This window comes from Pseudacidovorax sp. DMC4, from assembly GCF_056314265.1.
In genome coordinates this window covers 283695-301441 of the sequence record NZ_JBQUYR010000002.1, presented here as the reverse complement: position 1 = coordinate 301441, position 17747 = coordinate 283695, and the positions used below count along the sequence as shown (strand labels likewise).

The following is a 17747-nucleotide window of genomic DNA, read 5'->3' as shown; positions in this document are numbered from 1 at the left end:
ATTGACTTCATTCGGTGATTAGGTGTGATTGGCGCGGGCTATTGTGCCCAATCAGTGCTCGGCACTCTGCAATTCGGACTGCGACCATGGGGTGATCGCGGCCGCTTCGGCACGCTGGGCCAGCGCCCCACGCAGCGCGGGCAGGCCCTCGCCCGTGTGGGCACTCACGAAGAGGCGCGGGACGGCCTGGCCATCCAGCTCCATCTCATCGGCGAGCTTGAGCGGACGCCGCTCCTCGGGCAGGGCGTCCAGCTTGTTGAAGACCAGCAGTTGCGGCACGTCGGTCGCGCCGATGTCGGCCAGCACCTGCTGCACCTCCGCGATCTGCTCGGGATGGTGAGGATTGGCGGCATCCACCACGTGCAGCAGCAGGTCGGCATCCACCGCCTCCTGCAGCGTGGCCTTGAAGGCATCCACCAGGCCGTGGGGCAGTTCGCGAATGAAACCGACCGTGTCCGAGATCGACACGCGCCGACCCACATCGCCGAGGTAGAGATGGCGGGTGGTGGTGTCCAGCGTGGCAAAGAGCTGGTCGGCCGCATAGGCACGCGCCTTGACCAGCGCGTTGAACAGCGAGGACTTGCCGGCGTTGGTGTAGCCGACCAGCGAGATGTTGAAGGTGTCGCGCCGCTCGCGCTGCCGCCGCTGCGTACCACGCTGCTTCTGCACCTTGGCCAGACGCTCGCGGGTGCGCTTGATCGACGAATCGATCATCCGGCGGTCGAGTTCGATCTGCTTCTCACCTGGGCCGCCCCGCACACCGGCACCGCCCGTCTGGCGCTCCAGGTGGGACCAGCGCCGCACGAGGCGCGTGCTGAGGTATTGCAGCCGGGCCAGCTCAACCTGAAGCTTGCCCTCGTGGCTGCGCGCCCGCTGGGCAAAGATCTCGAGAATGAGGAAGGTGCGGTCGTACACGGCCACGCCCAACTCGCGTTCGAGGTTGCGCTGCTGGGCGGGCGACAGAGCCTGATCGAAGATCACCTCGCTGGCGCGGTGCATCAGCGCCAGTTCGCGGATCTCCTCCGCCTTGCCGCTGCCGACGAACAGCGCCGCGTCGGGTGCCTTGCGTTTGCAGCTCAGGCGGGCGACCGGGTCGAGCCCGGCAGTCTGGGCGAGAAGGCCGAGTTCTTCGAGCTCGCCATCGAAATGGGGAAGGCCAAAGTCGACGCCGACCAGAACGGCCGCGCCTTCTTGGCGGGGGATGGATTCAGACAAATGCGGGGGAGCCTGATGCATGTTGGACGGGTTGACGGTTCGCCAACCCGTCCCATGCCACTCAGGCGCTGGCGTCGCTCTCGGTGACCGAGAAATTGACGGCCCGGCCGGGCACGATGGTCGAGATGGCGTGCTTGTAGACCATTTGCGTCACCGTGTTGCGAAGCAGCACGACGTACTGGTCGAAAGACTCGATCTGGCCCTGCAGCTTGATGCCGTTGACCAGATAGATCGAGACAGGAACATGCTCGCGGCGCAGCGTGTTCAGGAACGGGTCTTGTAGAAGTTGCCCTTTGTTGCTCACGATATTCTCCGTGTTCAGAAGAAGAGTTGTTGGACCGGGCACCTTAACACAGGGTTTCCGCACTGCAACATTCGCGTGCGAAAGCCGTCGTAAAAAGAGCGGCTACTGCCCGGAGGGGACGCCATGATGACGGATCACGATCCGTCCTTGTCGGCAAAGGGGTTATGCGAAGTCTTGAACTCGATGCGCAGCGGCGTGCCGATCAGGTCGAACTCCTTGCGGAAGCGCGTCTCCAGGAATCGGCGATAGCTGTCGCTCACATGTTCCAGCGAATTCCCGTGGATGACGATCACCGGTGGATTCATGCCGCCCTGGTGCGCATAGCGCAACTTGGGCCGGTACATGCCGCTCTTCTTGGGCGCCTGGAACTGCACCGACTCCAGCAGCACGCGCGTGAGCACGGGCGTCGCCATCTTGCGCGTGGCCGAACGGTGGGCCTGGATGATCGACTGCCACACCGGCCCCACGCCCAGCCGCTTCTTCGCCGAGATGAAGTGCAGCGCGGCGAACTTGAGAAAGGGCAGCCGGTTCTCGATCTGCCGCTGCAGTTGCTCGCGCTGGTAGCTGTCGACGGCATCCCATTTGTTGACGGCGATGACCACCGCCCGGCCCGCCTCCAGGATGAAGCCGGCGATGTGCGCGTCCTGGTCGGTGACGCCCTGCGTGGCATCGATCAGCAGCAGCACGACGTTGGCCGACTCGATGGCCTGCAGCGTCTTGACCACCGAGAACTTCTCGATGGCCTCGAACACGCGCCCCTTGCGGCGCAGACCGGCGGTATCGATCAGCTCGAAGCGCTGCCCATTGCGCTCCAGCGGGACCGAGATGGCGTCGCGCGTGGTGCCAGGCATGTCGAAGGCCACCAGTCGCTCTTCGCCGAGCCAGGTGTTGATCAGCGTCGACTTGCCCACGTTGGGGCGACCGGCCACCGCCAGACGGATAGGGCGCACGCCCTCCTCGTCCTGCGCATCGGCGTCGTCCTCCTCGACGGGCGGCAGCATGTCGAGGGCCAGATCGACCAGCGTGCGCACGCCCTGGCCGTGTGCCGACGAGACGGCATGCACGTCTCCGAGCCCCAGCTCGTAGAACTCGGCCAGGCGTCCGCTGTCCTTCATGCCCTCGGCCTTGTTGGCAGCGAGGACGCAGGGCTTGCCGAGCCGGCGCAGTTCGCCGGCGATGTCGTGATCCTGGGCCGACAGGCCCTCGCGCGCATCCACGACGAAGACGATCACATCGGCCTCGGCCACGGCCTGCCGCGTCTGCTTGGCCATCTCCTGGTAGATGCCGCTGCCGGCATCGGGCTCGAAGCCGCCGGTGTCGATGACGATGAACTCGCGCGGCCCCGCCCGGCCGCTGCCGTAGTGCCGGTCACGGGTCAGGCCGGCAAAGTCGGCCACGATGGCGTCGCGCGTGCCCGTCAGGCGGTTGAACAGGGTCGACTTGCCGACGTTGGGGCGCCCTACGAGCGCGAGAACCGGCTTCATGCAAACCTTCGTTCAGAGCGGATCATTGAAAAAACGGCCGGCAGGCGCCGGCCATGCAGGAATCAGTCGGGCCGGTAGCCGAACACGCCGCCGTTGCGGGTGACGATCACGACCGTGTCGGCAGCGACCGTCGGCGCGGCAGCCACGGCAGAACCGTCGGGCACCAGGCGGTTGAGCACGGCGCCATCCTGGCGCGAGAGGAAGTGCACGGTGCCCGTGTCCTCGCCGATGACCAGGGTGCGGCCCACGGCCAGCGGTGCCGTCAGATTGCGCAGGCGCAGGCGCTCCATGCTCCAGGCGCGCTGGCCGTCGGCACGACGCCAGGCCTGGACGGTGCCGTTGCTTTCCACGCCGTACACCAGGGTGTCGTCGCCGGAGACGCCTTCAGAGCCGACGGCCGGCTGGGTCCACGTCAGCGCGCCACGCTGGGCATCCACACAGCCGACGGCCGCGTAGTAGGCCCGCGCACAGATGCTGTCGCCCACACGGCTGACGGTGCCGGTCAGGTCGACCAGCCGTTCCACATCGTTCGTCCCACGCGGGGACGCGACGGGCACCTCCCAACGCGAGTTGCCATTGGCCGGGTTCATGCCCACCAGACGTGCCCCGATGCCGGTGACCAGCGTGTCACCGAAAGGCAGCAGCACGCCCGGCTTGCGCAGCACCAGGGAATCGGCGCCAGCCCGGCTCTGCTGCCAGAGCCGACGGCCGCTCTGGCCATCGAAGGCTGCCGTGGTGCGATCGGCCGTCTGCACGAAGACCCGGCGGCCAGCCACCAGCGGCGGCGTGAAGGTCTCGGCGGGAAGGCGCTCCTTCCAGATGACCTTGCCAGCCTCGATCGCGACGAGTTCGTTGTTGCGGGTCACGACCGCGGCGAGCTGGCCGTCGCTGCCCACGCCTGCCGACAGCGGCGCGCCCACCTGGGTGCGCCACAGCTCGCGGCCCTGACGGGCGTCGATGGCCACCACGGTGCCGTCCGAAGCTGCCACGGTCACGCGGTCGCCGCTGACCGCCGCGCGCAGCGGAAAGCTCACCGACGGCATCTTGACGCTCCAGGCCTGGCTCACGCCGAGCGTGGCCGGATTCGCCGGCAGCTCCTCCGGCTTCAGCTTGGGCGCGCCTGAGCAGGCGGCCAGCGCTGCCACGAGGAGGCCGGCACAGGTGGCCCGCAGGGCGGAGACAGTGGACGTGGAAAGCTTCGACAGGGTCATGAATCGGATCCGTTTCAGGAAGTGGCCTTGGCCGAGAGCGAAGCCGGGTCGACGCCCACGGCGTTGAGCTTGACCTCCACCAGCCTGCGATAAGCCGCGTCCTGGGCCAGGGCGGCCCATGCCTTCTTGTATTCGGCCTGCGCCTCGTTGCGCTTGCCCTGCGCCAGCAGCACATCGCCACGGCGGTCGGCCACCAGGCCCTTGAATTCCTCAGGGAAGCTGCCGTCGAGCTGCTTGAGGGCCTCGTCGTAGGCCTTGGTCTCCATCAGCGCCGCAGCCAGGCGCAGCCGCGCGACAGCGCGATAGCCGGGATCGCTGCCCTTGTCCGCCACCCAGGTCAGCGCCGCGCGGCTGGCATCGGCCTGGCCCTTGTCGGCCAGCGTCTTGCTGGCCAGCAGGCCCGCCTGCTGGGCATAGACCGTGCCGCCGAAGCGGCTGGTCATGTCGTCGAAAGCCCGCTGGACCTTGGCCGGATCGCCCGCCTGCGCCGCACGATCGAGCTCGTCGTAAAGCGCGGCGGCTTGCGTGGACTGGCGCTGCTGCCAGTACTGCCAGCCGTTCCAGCCCAGCACTGCCACCGCGGCCAGGATCACGACACCGGTGATCAGATTGCCGTAGAGATTCCAGAAGTGCTTGAGGCGGTCGAGCTGTTCCTGCTCTTCGAGATCGAGATGGGTCGCCATACGGAGGGTCAGTCTTGGGAAGCGGCGGATTGTAGGCTGGGGGCCCAGGCGGCCACGTCGTCGAGCGGACGCGCGATCTGGGCGCCCGTGCCGTCGCGCAAGGATTTCACGGTGACCTCGCCACGGGCCAGTTCATCGGCGCCGAAGATGAGCGCAAACCGCGCGCCGCTGGCGTCGGCCCGCTTGAACTGCGACTTGAAACTGCCCTGGCCATCGGGCCCGGCCGCGTGCATCTGCACCTGCACGCCCTGCGCCCGCAACTGGGTCAGGGTGCGCAACACGACCGGCATGGCCGCGGCGTCGGGCACCACGGCGAACACGTCTGCAGCCGGCGTCGGGAATTCGGCGCCCTGCTCTTCCAGCAGCGCCAGCACGCGCTCCACGCCCATCGCCCAGCCCACGGCCGGCGCGGGCTTCCCGCCAATCTGAGCGATGAGATCGTCATAGCGGCCGCCGGCGCACACCGTGCCCTGGGCACCCAGACGATCGGTGACGAACTCGAACACCGACAGGTTGTAGTAGTCCAGGCCGCGGACCAGCCGCGGGTTGATGGTGTAAGCAATGCCGTTGGCATCGAGGATGGCGCGCAGGCCATCGAAGTGCGCCAGCGAGTCCTCGCCCAGGAAGTCGAGCAGCTTCGGCGCCGCCTCGACCACGTCCTTCATCGCCGGGTTCTTGGTATCGAGGATGCGCAGCGGATTGCTGTGCAGGCGGCGCTTGCCGTCCTCGTCCAGCTTGTCGGCATGCTGCTCGAAGTGGGCAATGAGCTGGGCGCGGTGTGCGGCGCGCTCGGCCGGCTGGCCCAGGCTGTTGATCTCCAGCCGCACGTCGGTCAGGCCCAGCGCCTTCCATAGCGAAGCGGCCAGCAAGATGAGTTCCGCATCGACATCGGGGCCGGCAAAGCCCAGTGCCTCGGCGCCGATCTGGTGGAACTGCCGGTAGCGTCCGCGCTGCGGCCGCTCGTGGCGGAACATGGGGCCGGTGTACCAGAGCCGCTTGGGCCCGTCATAGAGAAATGAATGCTCCGTCACCGCTCGCACCACGCTGGCGGTGTTCTCCGGGCGCAGCGTCAGATGCTCGCCATTGAGGCGGTCCTCGAAGGAGTACATCTCCTTCTCGACGATGTCGGTCACCTCGCCGATGCCGCGCACGAACAGCGCGGTGTGCTCCAGGATCGGGGTGCGGATGTTGCGGTAGGCATGGCGCGCCATCTGTTCGCGCACGATGCCTTCGAGCCATTCCCAGCGCGCCGATTCCGGCGGCAGGATGTCGTTCATGCCTTTGACGGCACTGATCTTTTCAGCCATGGGTGACGGGGGGTCGATCAGGCGCCTGCGGTGGCCGTGGCCTGGCCGAAGCGCTTCTCAATGTAGTTTTCGACGATCTGGTGGAATTCGGCGGCGATGTTCTCGCCGCGCAGGGTCAGCGCCTTCTCGCCGTCGATGAAGACGGGCGCGGCCGGCGCCTCCCCGGTGCCGGGCAGGCTGATGCCGATGTCCGCATGTTTGCTCTCGCCCGGGCCGTTGACGATGCAGCCCATGACGGCCACCTTCAGCGCCTCCACGCCCGGGTACCGATTGCGCCAGACGGGCATCTGCATGCGCAGGTAGTCGTCGATCTGCTTGGCCAGCTCCTGGAAGGTGGTGCTGGTGGTGCGGCCGCAGCCGGGGCACGCCGTGACGCTGGGCACGAACACACGCAGGCCCAGAGCCTGCAGGATCTCGGCGGCAATCACCACCTCCTGCGTGCGGGCCTCGCCGGGCTGGGGCGTCAGGCTCACGCGGATGGTGTCGCCGATGCCTTCCTGCAGCAGGATCGACAGCGCGGTGGCCGAGGCGACCGTGCCCTTGGTCGCCATGCCGGCCTCGGTCAGGCCCAGGTGCAGCGCGTAGTCGCAGCGGCGGGCCAGTTCGCGGTAGACGGAGATCAGGTCCTGCACACCGCTCACCTTGCAGCTGAGGATGATCTGGTCGCCGTTCATGCCCATCGATTCGGCCAGGCGGGCGGAGTCGATGGCCGAGCTCACCAGCGCCTCGTACATCACGGCCTTGGCGTCCCAGGGCTGGGCGCGGCGGCTGTTGGCGTCCATCAGGCCGGCCAGCAGTTCCTGGTCCAGGCTGCCCCAGTTCACGCCGATGCGCACCACCTTGTTCCAGCGCATGGCGGCTTCGATCATCTGGCCGAACTGGCGGTCCTTCTTGTCGCCCTTGCCGACGTTGCCGGGGTTGATGCGGTACTTGGACAGCGCCTCGGCACAGGCCGGAAAGTCGGTCAGCAGCCGGTGGCCGTTGTAGTGGAAGTCGCCCACCAGCGGCACGTCCACCCCCATACGGTCGAGTTGCTCGCGGATGTAGGGCACCTGGGCCGCCGCCTCGGGCGTGTTGACGGTGATGCGGACCATCTCGGAGCCGGCCTGCGCCAGCTCCTTGACCTGGATGGCGGTGCCGATGGCGTCCACCGTGTCGGTGTTGGTCATGGACTGCACGCGCACCGGCGCGTCGCCGCCCACCGTGACCACGCGCGGGCCCCAGACCACGCGGGCCTGGCGCGAGCGGCGCCCTGCCGGTGAGGCCGCCGCAATGGGCAAGGCGGCGGGGTCGAGGATGCGGTCGAAGCTCATCGTGCGGACTCCTGCGCGAAGACAGCCCGGAGGCTGCCGCGCGAACGGCGCAGGCGCCGGTTCACGGCGCCTCCGCCTTGACTTCGAAGCGGGCGACGCCGCCGCCCCGGGCGATGGGCGTCAGGTCGAAAGGCTTGCCGTGCACCAATACGTCCACCGCGGACGCGCGGCCGATGATCACCGCCAGCGGCAGCTTGCCGGAGAGCGCCAGCGTCTCGCCATTGGCCAGCGTGCGCTGCTGCAGCAACCGGCCGCCCGCCTCGGACACCGACACCCAGGCCTCGCCCTTGGCCGTGATCTGGATCGCCTCCGACGACGCAGGCGCGGCCGCTGGAGCGGCGGCCGGCGCTTCGGCGACCGCAGGCTGCGACGCCGCGGTCGCTGGCACAGGCGCCGCCGGCGTGGCTTGACCGATGGCCGCAGCCTCAGGCGTCCCGCTGGTCGGTGCGTCGGCCGTGGTCGTGGATTCGCCCTGCGCGGATGGCGAGCGCCCGCCCTGCGGAGCCAGGGCTGCCGTCACCTTGTCGATGGCGCTCTGCGGCACCCAGAACAGCAAGGCCGCCGCACCCAGCAGCAGCGCCACCACAGCGATCAATGGGCGCGACAGGCCCTGCGTCGTCCGCCCGAGTCCCGCGTTGCGATGCGAAGTGGATTTGATGGCGCCGCCGACCGCACGGTCGGATTCGGCCAGGGAGGCCCGGGGCGCACCCGGCAGCCGCGCCAGCACCGGTGCAGGATCGACGCGCAAGGCGCGGCAGACACTGGCCGCCAGCGCGCGCGCGAACACGGGATCGGGCAGGAGCGCCAGATCGTCGGCCTCCAGCGCGGCGAGCTTCTGGACGGGCACCTTCAGCGCCGCGGCGACAACCTCGAGATGGAGGCCGTGCATCTCGCGCGCCTCCCGCAGCAATTGCCCTGCAGTCGGCTGGGCAGGGTTGGATGCCGGGGCGCCGCCCTGGACGGCCGCGTCGCTCGCCTGATCAGTCATTGAAATTTCCACGCTCATAGGCCAGCGTCTCGCGCGCGTCCGGGAAGCGGCGACGCAGCTGAATTCCCAGTTGGGAGACCGCCTCCGCATTGCCGAGCCGGCGCTCGATGCGCATGCCGAGCCAGAGCGACTCTGCATTCGCGGACGGGCCGTTGTTCACGCGCCGGATGTAGAACTGGGCGCGCACGTCGTCGCGGCGCTGGTAGAGCAACAGCGCCAGGTTGTAGCCGACCACCGGGTTGGCACTGTCGAGCTCGTAGGCCTGCATCAGCGAGCGCTGCGCCCCTGCGCTGTCGCCGGCCTGCATCTGGCACACGCCCTGGGTCATCCAGGTGCGTGCCGCATCGCGGTAGCCCGGCACGGCCAGGGCAGCGCCAAAACGCTGGACGGCATCGGCATAGCGCTTCTGCTGGCACATCAGCCAGCCGTAGTTGTGCAGCGCGTCGCCGTCCCGCGGATTGAGCGCCACCGCCCGGCGGAAGCTGTCCTCGGCCTGCGCCGGATCGTCCAGGCGCATGTAGACCAGACCGCGCAGGTTGTACGCCGCCCCCAGCGACGGATCGGCCGCCAGGGCATTGCCGATCTCCTCGAGCGCGACCTGGTTCTGGCCCTGCTCGAAGTAGCCCAGCGCCAGTTGCAGGCGCAGTTGCGCCCTGCGCTTGGCCTGCACGGCCGGATCGACCGGCTCCACCTGCAGCGGCGCATTGCCCGCCGGCGGCGGCGGCGTCACCACCGCCGGCGCCGTGCTCTTGCACGCCGAAACCAGTGCCGCCATGCAGAGCACCGGAACGAGCGCCAGAAGACGCCCCTGGGCGGAATGGAAGCGCGGCCAGCGCAGGCTCATCGTGCGGCTTCTCCAACAGGCTGGCGATCCGGCGGCGGAGACTCGGCCTTGCGCATCATCACGACGCGCCGCTCGGCCATACGCTCGGCGGCCCGCGTGCGATCCTTGACGTCACCGGCCAACTGACCGCAGGCGGCGTCGATGTCGTCACCCCGCGTCTTGCGCACCGTGGTGACAATGCCCGCGTCGGCCAGCAGGCGCGCAAAGGCCTGCACGCGCGGCGCGGGCGAACGCAGCAGGCCGGAAGCCGGGAAGGGATTGAAGGGGATCAGGTTGAACTTGCAGGAGACGCCACTCGTGCGCACCAGCTCAATCAGCTGACGGGCATGCTCGGGCTGGTCGTTGACGCCATCCAGCATGCAGTATTCGAAGGTGATGAAGTCGCGCGGGGCGGGCTCCAGGTAGCGCTTGCAGGCGCTCATGAGCTCGGCCAGCGGGTACTTGCGGTTCAGCGGCACCAGGTCGTCGCGCAAGGCATCGTTGGGTGCATGCAGCGACACCGCCAGGGCCACGGGGCAGTCGGCACCGAGGCGATCCATCATCGGCACGACGCCCGAGGTGGACACCGTCACGCGCCGGCGCGAGAGGCCGTAGGCGTTGTCGTCCAGCATGGTCCGAAGCGCCGGCACCAGCGCGCCGTAGTTCTGCAGCGGCTCGCCCATGCCCATCATCACCACGTTGGAGATGACGCGCTCGTCGCGCCCCAGATGGCGGCGCAGGAAATGTTCGGCAAACCAGAGCTGCGCGACGATCTCGCCGGTGCTCAGGTTGCGGCTGAAACCCTGGTGCCCTGTGGAGCAGAAGCGGCAGCCCACGGCGCAACCCGCCTGCGAGGACACGCACAGCGTGCCGCGGTCGTCTTCAGGAATGAACACGGCTTCGACCGCATCGCCGTTGCCGACGTCGAACAGCCATTTGATGGTGCCGTCGGCCGACTCCTGCTGCGTCAGCACCGGTAGGCCGGTGACGGTGGCGCAGCCGGCCAGCTTGCCGCGCAGCGACTTCGCCAGATCGCTCATCTGCTCGAAATCGCTGGCGCCACGCTGGTGGATCCAGCGGAACAGTTGCGTGGCGCGAAAACGCTTTTCGCCCAGGCCCTCGCAGAACGCGGCCAGCCCTTCCAGATCGAGATCGAGCAGGTTGGTGGCAGTCATGGCGCGGGCTCGGGCTGGTTCAGCCTCAGCGGCTGTAGACGTTCATCGAGGGGAAGAAGAAGGCGACTTCGTTGGCCGCCGTCTCGGGGGCGTCGGAGCCGTGCACGGCGTTGGCGTCAATGCTCTCGGCGAAGTCGGCGCGGATGGTGCCGGCAGCGGCCTTCTTGGGGTCGGTGGCGCCCATCAGGTCGCGGTTCTTGGCGATGGCGTCTTCGCCTTCGAGGACCTGCACGAACACGGGGCCGGAGATCATGAAGTCGACCAGGTCCTTGAAGAAAGGACGCTCCTTGTGCACGCCGTAGAACTGCTCGGCTTCGGCGCGCGAGAGGTGCACCAGCTTGGCGGCAGCGATCTTCAGGCCGGCGGCCTCGAAACGGGAGACGATCTTGCCGATCACGTTCTTGGCGACGGCGTCAGGCTTGATGATGGACAGGGTGCGTTCGATGGCCATGGGCTTTTTTCTCTGAGGTTGAATGGAGGAAACACGTTTGCCAGAGGTTCCCGCGCAGTGCGGACGGGAGACCACACTCCCGGCCACGATGGGCGCCTCTCGGCAAAGCTCTCGATTTTATCCGCGCGTCAGGGTTGCCACGCAGTGTTCGAAGGTATTACTTCAACAAAGCCGGGCGACAGCCTTGTGAAAAGAGGCCGGCGCGGCACCTGGAAGGCGCCTGCGCCGGCCCGCGATGCGTCAGCGGCCCCGCTTGCGGCCAAAGCCTCCGCCGCCGCCGCCACCACCGCCCGGCCCGCCATTGCCGCGCCGCGCATCCTTGCGCTGGCGGGTGAAGCTGTCGGCGCCGATGTAGCCGAGCGAGGTCTTCATCGGATCGGGCTGGCTGCCACCGGTATTCTTGCCACCGCCGTCCTTGCGGCCGCCGCCCTGCCCGCCCTTGTTGCCCTTGCCGGGCCCGTTGCCTTCCTTGCCGAAGGACGACGGAGCCGGACCGCGCGGGCCACCGTTGCGGCTGACGCCATTGCGCTTGCCGCCGCCATTGCGTCCCGGTCCTCCGCCCCGCCGATCGTCGGCCTGAGGCCGCGGCATCTCGGCGCCGGCGGCACGCGTGAGCGCACGGATGTCCTGCTCGTCAAGCTCCATCCAGGCGCCGCGCTTGAGGCCGCGCGGCAGCACCATCGCACCGTAGCGGATGCGGATCAGCCGGCTCACGGCATGGCCGACAGCCTCGAACAGCCGGCGCACTTCGCGGTTGCGGCCCTCGGAGATCGTGACGCGGTACCAGCAGTTGGAGCCTTCGCCCCCGCCGTCCTCGATGGTGCCGAACTGGGCGACACCATCGTCCAGGCGAACACCGTCGAGCAGCTTCTGCTTCTCTTCGTTCGACAGCGCGCCCAGCACGCGGACCGCATATTCGCGCTCCAGGCCGAAACGCGGATGCATCAGGCGGTTGGCCAGCTCGCCCGAACTGGTGAACAGCAGCAGGCCTTCGGTGTTCAGGTCCAGCCGTCCCACGGACTGCCACTTGCCCTGGTGCAGCCGCGGCAGCTTGCGAAACACCGTCGGCCGGTTCTGCGGATCGTCGTGCGTGACGACCTCGCCCACCGGCTTGTGGTAGGCGATGACACGGGCGGGCGGCGGCGCAATGCGGTAGCGGATCGGCTTGCCGTTGACCTTGACCTGGTCGCCGTACTGGATGCGCTGGCCGATGTGGGCCGGCTCGTTGTTGACCGAGATGCGGCCCTCCAGGATCAGCCGCTCCATCTCCAGCCGCGAGCCGAGGCCGGCCTGGGCCAGCACCTTGTGCAGCTTGGGAGCGTCCGCCTGGGGCAGCAGCACCCGCTTGGCGACGGCGCCGGCCGCCTCTTCTTCTTCCTGCGCGTCGAAGTCGCCGGAGATCACATCCGCGAACTGGATCGGCTGCGCCGCCGGCGCACGCTCGCGGGCACCCTCGGAGGAATCGTCCACCTCGTCCGCCTCGTCGTCATCGACGGGGTCGTCCCCAGCGCCCTCGCCTTCGCGCTCGGCCGCATCTGCGGGCCCGGCCACGGTGGCCGGCACCGGCTCTGCCGCGTCCGCCGTGCCTGGCTCCCGCTCGGCGGTCATCGGGGCCGTGGTCTGGGTCTCGGAGGGTTCGGCGGCAAGCTCGCGCTTCCCACGCGGACGGCGCGTGCGAGCGGGCGTGCTGACGCCCTCCTCGCCGCCGGCCGGCTGCGGCACCGCCACCGACTCGGCATCGGCAGCAACGGGAGCGCCGGCGGGCAGGCCCTGTTCGGGATCGGATTCAGTCATGAGGGGCTTCCGGGAAAGTGTTCGTGTCGGGGGATGCCGCAGCGGGCGGCGGGGGAGCGGGCGCTGTCGGCTCGGCGTCGGGCGTGATGGCCGACCCCGTGGCGCCGGCCTCGGCGGAAGGCGCCTGCGGCTCGGGCACCGGCACCGTCTCCATCGGCAAGGCGGGCTGCCCGGCTTCCGGCGGCAAGCCGCGGCCCGCCAGGGCCTGGGCCATGTCGCCGGGCTGGTGCGGCGCCTCGATGGCCGGCAGTTGGTCAAGCGAGGCCAGGCCCAGGTCGTCCAGGAACTGCCGCGTGGTGGCGTAGAGGGCCGGACGGCCCACGGTCTCGCGGTGACCGATCACCTCGACCCAGCCGCGGTCCTCAAGCTGCTTGAGGATCAGCGAGTTGATCGTGACGCCGCGGATGTCCTCCATGTCGCCGCGGGTGACCGGCTGGCGATAGGCAATGATGGCCAGCGTCTCGAGCGCAGCGCGGGTGTAGCGCGGCGGCTTCTCGGGATGGAGGCGGTCGAGGAAGTCGCGCATCTCGGGCCGGCTCTGGAAGCGCCAGCCGCTGGCAACGCCCACCAGCTCCATGCCCCGCTGCGCCCACTCGTCCTGCATCTGGGCGAGCAGCGACTTGAGCGTGTCGGTGCCCACCTCTTCATCGAAGAGCACACGCATGTCGCGCAGCGTCAGCGGCTGCGACGAACACATCAGGGCGGTTTCGAGAATGCGCTTGGCATCCGCCGTATTCATGGTGGCGAGGTTTCAGGCAAGGAGCGCGCGGAGCGCGCCGGGACAGAAGAGCCGAGAGAGAAGAAGGCGCCGACGTCTGCGGCTGTGCGCCAGGACGGGCCGCCGTCCTGAAGGCGCGAACGGCCAGTCGAGAAGATGGCCGCCGGAGGTCGCGCCGCGAGGCGCTCAGCCGCGATTGTAGTCGAGCCCCCAGGCCCGGGCGGCGTCGGCAATGTCGGACGGCAGGGCCGAGCGCAGGTCCAGCGCCTGGCCGGTCATCGGGTGCGCGAAGGCCAGCCGGAAGGCATGCAGCGCCTGACGGTGCAGGCCGGCCGCCGGTGCGCCGCCGTAGGTCTCGTCGCCCACCAGCGGATGGCCGATGGAGGCCATGTGCACGCGGATCTGGTGCGTGCGGCCGGTGTCCAGCGTGCAGCGCACCAGGCAACCGCGGTCGTGGCCGTCGAGGAACTCGAAGCGAGTGCGGGCCGGCTTGCCGGGATGCTGCCCCAGGTCGACCACGGCCATGCGCAGGCGGTTGCGCGGGTCGCGGCCGATGGCACCTTCCACCGAACGGCTGGCGGGACCGGACCACGCGCGATGGCCCATGGCCAGGTACTGCCGGGAAACCTCCCGCGCCGCGATCATGCGTACGAGCGCGTCCATGGTCTGGCGTGTGCGGGCCACCACCATCAGGCCGCTGGTGTCGCGGTCCAGCCGGTGCACGATGCCGGCCCGCGGCAGGGTGGCCGCCCTGGCGTCGCGCGCCAGCAGGCCATTGAGCAGGGTGCCGCTCCAGTGCCCGGGCGCCGGGTGGACCACCAGGCCCGCGGGCTTGTCGATGACGACGAGGTGCTCATCCTCGTGCACCACCTGCAGCGGCATGGCCTCGGGCCGGAAGGCCTGGCTTTGCGGCGTGGGGCGCAATTCGATCTCGCCAGCCTGGCCGGCCTGGACCGCCGTCGCCGACTTGCGGATCGCGCGGCCCTGCAGTTGGACCGCGCCCTCCTCCACCAGTTGCTGCAGGTAGCTGCGGGAGAACTCGGGGATCAGTTGCGCCAGGGCCCGGTCCAGGCGCTGGCCATGCAGGGCCTTGGGAATGGAAAAGGCCCGTCGCTCGCTCTCGTCGAGGTGGTCCGAGGGTTCGTCGGCCTCGGCATCGGGCCCGGGCTGGGCCAAGGGGGGGGTCGATATAATCCCGGGGGTTTGACTCACGAAAGCTTGCCTGTGACGTTTCGCACCCGATTATCGGCGGTCCCCTCGTGGCTCGCCCTCTGCGCCGCCGGGTTCCTGCTGGCGGGCTGCTCCTCCACCAAGACCGATCCGACGGCCAACTGGAGCCCGAACAAGATCTACTCCGAGGCGAAGGACGAAGCCGATGGCGGCGCCTACGACAAGGCAGTGCCGCTGTTCGAGAAGCTGGAAGGCCGGGCTGCAGGCACGCCGCTGGCCCAGCAGGCCCAGATCGACAAGGCCTACGCCCAGTACCGCGCCGGCGACAAGGCCCAGGCCCTCGCCACGCTGGACCGGTTCATGAAGCTGCATCCGGCCAGCCCCGCCATCGACTACGCCCTCTACCTCAAGGGCACGATCAACTTCAACGACGACCTGGGCATGTTCGCCTGGCTGACGCGGCAGGACCTGTCCGAGCGCGACCAGAAGGCCGCCAAGGAATCCTTCGAATCCTTCCGCGAACTCGTCACGCGCTTCCCCGATTCGCGCTATGCCAACGATGCGCGCCAGCGCATGAACTACATCGTGAACTCGCTCGCACAGTACGAGGTTCACGTGGCCCGCTACTACTACAAGCGCGGCGCCTACCTGGCCGCGATCAACCGCGCCCAGATCGCCCTGGCCGACTACCGCGAGGTGCCGGCGCTCGAAGAGGCGCTCTACATCATGGTGCTGTCGTACGACGCCCTGGGCATGAACGACCTGCGCGACGACACCAAGCGCGTGCTCACCACCAACTACCCGCAGAGCCGCTATCTGGCCCAGGGCTTCAAGACCAAGGACGATCCGTGGTGGAAGCTGTGGTGAGCGGCACCTGAGCCTGCATCGCCCTGCGTCGAAGGCCGCCATGTGCGGCCTTCTTCTTTGGGGCGCCAGTTCCGCGCTGCGGGGCAGGTCAGGATGCCCAGGCCCTCATGGCTCGGAAGCCGCGGCGCTGCATCCTCAGGGCTTCTTCGCGCCGGCCGAAGCCGGCACCGCCGTCGCCACCTGCGTCCGCAGTTCGCGCAGCTTGGCCTTCAGCCGCCGCTCGTTGACCAGCCCCACCCGCACCATGAGCTTCTGGCCCGCCGACAGCGACTGCAGGCGCTCGTCGGCGTATTCGTAGCGCACCCAGGGCCGGTCGCCGGGCGTGTCGCCCTTGACCTCCACCACGCGGATCTGCAAGGGCCCGGCGGGTTCGGGCGCGGCCAGCAGATGGTCGATCACCGCGACCAACCTGTCGTTGAAGTAGCGGCCGGGATAGCCCAGTTCCTCGTACGCCTGCTGGAAGAGCGGATAGAGCCGCGCATACACGCCCGCGACCCGCGCCGCGTCCAGGCTTTCGGCCAGCAGCACGAAGGGCGTGTAGCGCGCGGCGTTGTGGGGGGCGACGGTGCGCAGCTCGCCCTGTCCCTGGAGCTGGAAGCGGCCGTCGGTGGGCCGCACGGGCCAGCGCTGCACCGGGGCATGTTCGCGCGGGAGGTTGTCGATGGTGGCGACGCCACGGCGGACGAAGTCGTCCATCTGCAGGAACTGGCCCACGGCCTTGCTGCCCAGCAATTCGACCAGCGCCGACCGCATGCGGGCATCGGACTCGCCCAGCGCCGGCAGGTTCTTGTCGGGCTCGGCGATGGCCACCACCTGGTTCTGCGGCGTCGTGGGCGCAGGCGGCGTGGCGGCCAGCGGTGGCGGCGCATCGGGCGGCGTGGGCGGGCTGGCCACGGGCGCCGTGGGCGGCGGTGGCATCTGCCGTTGCTGCCACCACTGCCAGCCGAACCAGCCGGCGGCGGCCAGCGCGATGACGAGGGCGATGATCAGGCCGACAGGACGGTCGGCACGGGGACGGAAATCGGGCTCGGACATGCGGGTCTCTCCTGGACTTCGGCGACAGGCCCATTGTGGGCGGCGCCCTGCCCGGGCCGGAGACGGCGCGGTAAGCCGTTGTGACAGGGCAGGTCGCTGATGGCGCGCTGGCGGTGCGAATCGCGCCGGGGCACGAGGTTCCCCGCGATCAGCGGACGCCCAGGCCTTCGGCGAGGGTGCGCGTGAGCTCGCCGGCCGGCACCGGACGGCAGCCCGCGGCGTTCTGCCCGGACCACAGGGGCGTGAAGTCGCCACGGCCTGCCGCCTCGGCCTTTGCGCGCAGGGGTGCGATGGCCGCCGTGGCTAGCGGGAAGGCAGGCGCATCCGGACTCATCGGCCCAAGTTCGCGCATGACCCGGTTGACGATGCCGCGGGCCGGCCGGCCGGTGAACAGCCGCGTGAGCGCCGTGTGCCGCGCCGCCTCGGACTGCAGCGCCGCCCGGTGCAAGGCACTGGTCGTGGCCTCCGGGCACAGCAGATAGGCCGTGCCCACCTGCACGCCCGCGGCACCCAGCGCCATGGCCGCCGACACGCCGGCTGCATCGGCGATGCCGCCGGCGGCGATCACCGGCACCTCCAGCGCGGTCACCAGCTGCGGCAGCAGCGCGAACAGGCCGCTCTGCCGGCTCAGGTCGTCCGACAGGAAGTGGCCGCGGTGGCCGCCGGCCTCCAGCCCCTGCGCGATCACGGCATCGGCGCCCTGGGCCTGCAGCCGCAGGCCTTCCTCCACGGTCGTGGCGCTGGCCAGCACACGGGCGCCCCAGCCCTTGACGCGGGCCAGCAACTCTGGCGACGGCAGGCCGAAATGGAAGCTCATCACCGGCGGACGCAGCGGCTCCACCAGGTCGCACAGCGCGGCGCTGAAGGGCTGGCGGCCGGCACCCGCACCGATGCCGGCCGGGTCGATGCCGTACTCCGCGTAGTACGGGGCCAGCCGCTCGCGCCAGCACGCCTCGTGGGCGGCGTCCGGCTCGGGCGGCACGTGGCAGAAGAAGTTGAGGTTGAAGGGCCGGTCGGTCGCGGCGCGGATGGCGGCCACCTCGCCCGCGATCGCGTCGGGCGCCAGCATGGCACAGGGCAGCGAGCCCAGCCCGCCGGCCTGCGACACCGCGATGGCCAGGGCACTGCCCTGCACGCCCGCCATGGGGGCCTGGATGATGGGAAGCGCGGTGCCCAGCAGGGCGGCGAGGTCGAGGCGCATGCGTCGGT

General features: G+C 69.4%; 17 protein-coding genes. 1 reads left to right on the top strand and 16 read right to left on the bottom strand.

The features are described 5' to 3' along the window. Positions 1-51 precede the first annotated feature (51 nt). The 14 genes from hflX to ACT54X_RS04985 all read right to left on the bottom strand — a co-directional run bounded on the left by hflX (position 52) and on the right by ACT54X_RS04985 (position 14642). Positions 52-1215: a GTPase HflX gene (gene hflX / locus ACT54X_RS05050; RefSeq protein ID WP_294374791.1), complete on the bottom strand. Its 1164-nt coding sequence runs from the start codon at positions 1213-1215 to the stop codon at positions 52-54. Positions 1216-1276: 61 nt separating this feature from the next. After that, positions 1277-1519 (bottom strand): RNA chaperone Hfq, encoded by a 243-nt coding sequence (gene hfq / locus ACT54X_RS05045; protein WP_017760713.1) that lies wholly within the window; start codon positions 1517-1519, stop codon positions 1277-1279. 134 nt (positions 1520-1653) lie between these two features. Beyond that, positions 1654-3003 carry a ribosome biogenesis GTPase Der gene (gene der, locus ACT54X_RS05040; protein WP_476345387.1) on the bottom strand — a complete coding sequence of 450 codons (1350 nt, stop codon included), beginning with the start codon at positions 3001-3003 and terminating at the stop codon, positions 1654-1656. A gap of 62 nt (positions 3004-3065) precedes the next feature. Beyond that, complete coding sequence (bamB, locus tag ACT54X_RS05035; protein ID WP_294374786.1) at positions 3066-4214, bottom strand: outer membrane protein assembly factor BamB; 1149 nt, start codon at positions 4212-4214, stop codon at positions 3066-3068. A gap of 14 nt (positions 4215-4228) precedes the next feature. Continuing rightward, on the bottom strand, positions 4229-4897 hold the full coding sequence (locus ACT54X_RS05030) for a YfgM family protein (protein ID WP_294374783.1): 669 nt from the start codon (positions 4895-4897) through the stop codon (positions 4229-4231). An 8-nt stretch (positions 4898-4905) separates the two neighbouring features. Beyond that, the gene (hisS, locus tag ACT54X_RS05025) at positions 4906-6204 is read right to left on the bottom strand and encodes a histidine--tRNA ligase (RefSeq protein WP_294374781.1); all 1299 of its coding nucleotides are present in this window, start codon (positions 6202-6204) and stop codon (positions 4906-4908) included. Between the two features lie 17 nt (positions 6205-6221). Further along, positions 6222-7517 carry a flavodoxin-dependent (E)-4-hydroxy-3-methylbut-2-enyl-diphosphate synthase gene (gene ispG / locus ACT54X_RS05020; protein WP_294374779.1) on the bottom strand — a complete coding sequence of 432 codons (1296 nt, stop codon included), beginning with the start codon at positions 7515-7517 and terminating at the stop codon, positions 6222-6224. Between the two features lie 61 nt (positions 7518-7578). Then, positions 7579-8523: a helix-turn-helix domain-containing protein gene (locus ACT54X_RS05015; RefSeq protein ID WP_294374776.1), complete on the bottom strand. Its 945-nt coding sequence runs from the start codon at positions 8521-8523 to the stop codon at positions 7579-7581. Then, entirely contained in the window at positions 8498-9349 is an 852-nt protein-coding gene (gene pilW / locus ACT54X_RS05010; RefSeq protein WP_294374775.1) for a type IV pilus biogenesis/stability protein PilW, read from the bottom strand. The genes ACT54X_RS05015 and pilW overlap by 26 nt, the downstream gene beginning before the upstream one ends. Then, the gene (gene rlmN / locus ACT54X_RS05005) at positions 9346-10503 is read right to left on the bottom strand and encodes a dual-specificity RNA methyltransferase RlmN (protein ID WP_294374773.1); all 1158 of its coding nucleotides are present in this window, start codon (positions 10501-10503) and stop codon (positions 9346-9348) included. The genes pilW and rlmN overlap by 4 nt, the downstream gene beginning before the upstream one ends. Before the next feature lie 25 nt (positions 10504-10528). Beyond that, positions 10529-10954 carry a nucleoside-diphosphate kinase gene (gene ndk / locus ACT54X_RS05000; protein WP_017759345.1) on the bottom strand — a complete coding sequence of 142 codons (426 nt, stop codon included), beginning with the start codon at positions 10952-10954 and terminating at the stop codon, positions 10529-10531. Between the two features lie 240 nt (positions 10955-11194). Further along, positions 11195-12748: a pseudouridine synthase gene (locus ACT54X_RS04995; protein ID WP_476345383.1), complete on the bottom strand. Its 1554-nt coding sequence runs from the start codon at positions 12746-12748 to the stop codon at positions 11195-11197. Beyond that, a complete protein-coding gene (gene scpB / locus ACT54X_RS04990) occupies positions 12741-13487 on the bottom strand; it encodes an SMC-Scp complex subunit ScpB (protein WP_476345381.1) in 747 nt (248 codons plus the stop codon). The genes ACT54X_RS04995 and scpB overlap by 8 nt, the downstream gene beginning before the upstream one ends. 165 nt (positions 13488-13652) lie before the next feature. Then, a complete protein-coding gene (locus ACT54X_RS04985; protein WP_476345379.1) occupies positions 13653-14642 on the bottom strand; it encodes an RluA family pseudouridine synthase in 990 nt (329 codons plus the stop codon). 48 nt (positions 14643-14690) lie between these two features. Here ACT54X_RS04985 and ACT54X_RS04980 point away from each other — a divergent pair, with 48 nt between their 5' ends. Beyond that, complete coding sequence (locus tag ACT54X_RS04980; protein WP_017760851.1) at positions 14691-15503, top strand: outer membrane protein assembly factor BamD; 813 nt, start codon at positions 14691-14693, stop codon at positions 15501-15503. 135 nt (positions 15504-15638) lie between these two features. Here ACT54X_RS04980 and ACT54X_RS04975 read toward each other — a convergent pair whose 3' ends face one another. Next, entirely contained in the window at positions 15639-16538 is a 900-nt protein-coding gene (locus tag ACT54X_RS04975) for a DUF3014 domain-containing protein (RefSeq protein WP_476345377.1), read from the bottom strand. A gap of 148 nt (positions 16539-16686) precedes the next feature. Then, positions 16687-17739, bottom strand: coding sequence for an NAD(P)H-dependent flavin oxidoreductase (locus ACT54X_RS04970; RefSeq protein ID WP_294374760.1), 1053 nt, complete (start codon positions 17737-17739; stop codon positions 16687-16689). Between the last annotated feature and the right edge of the window lie 8 nt (positions 17740-17747).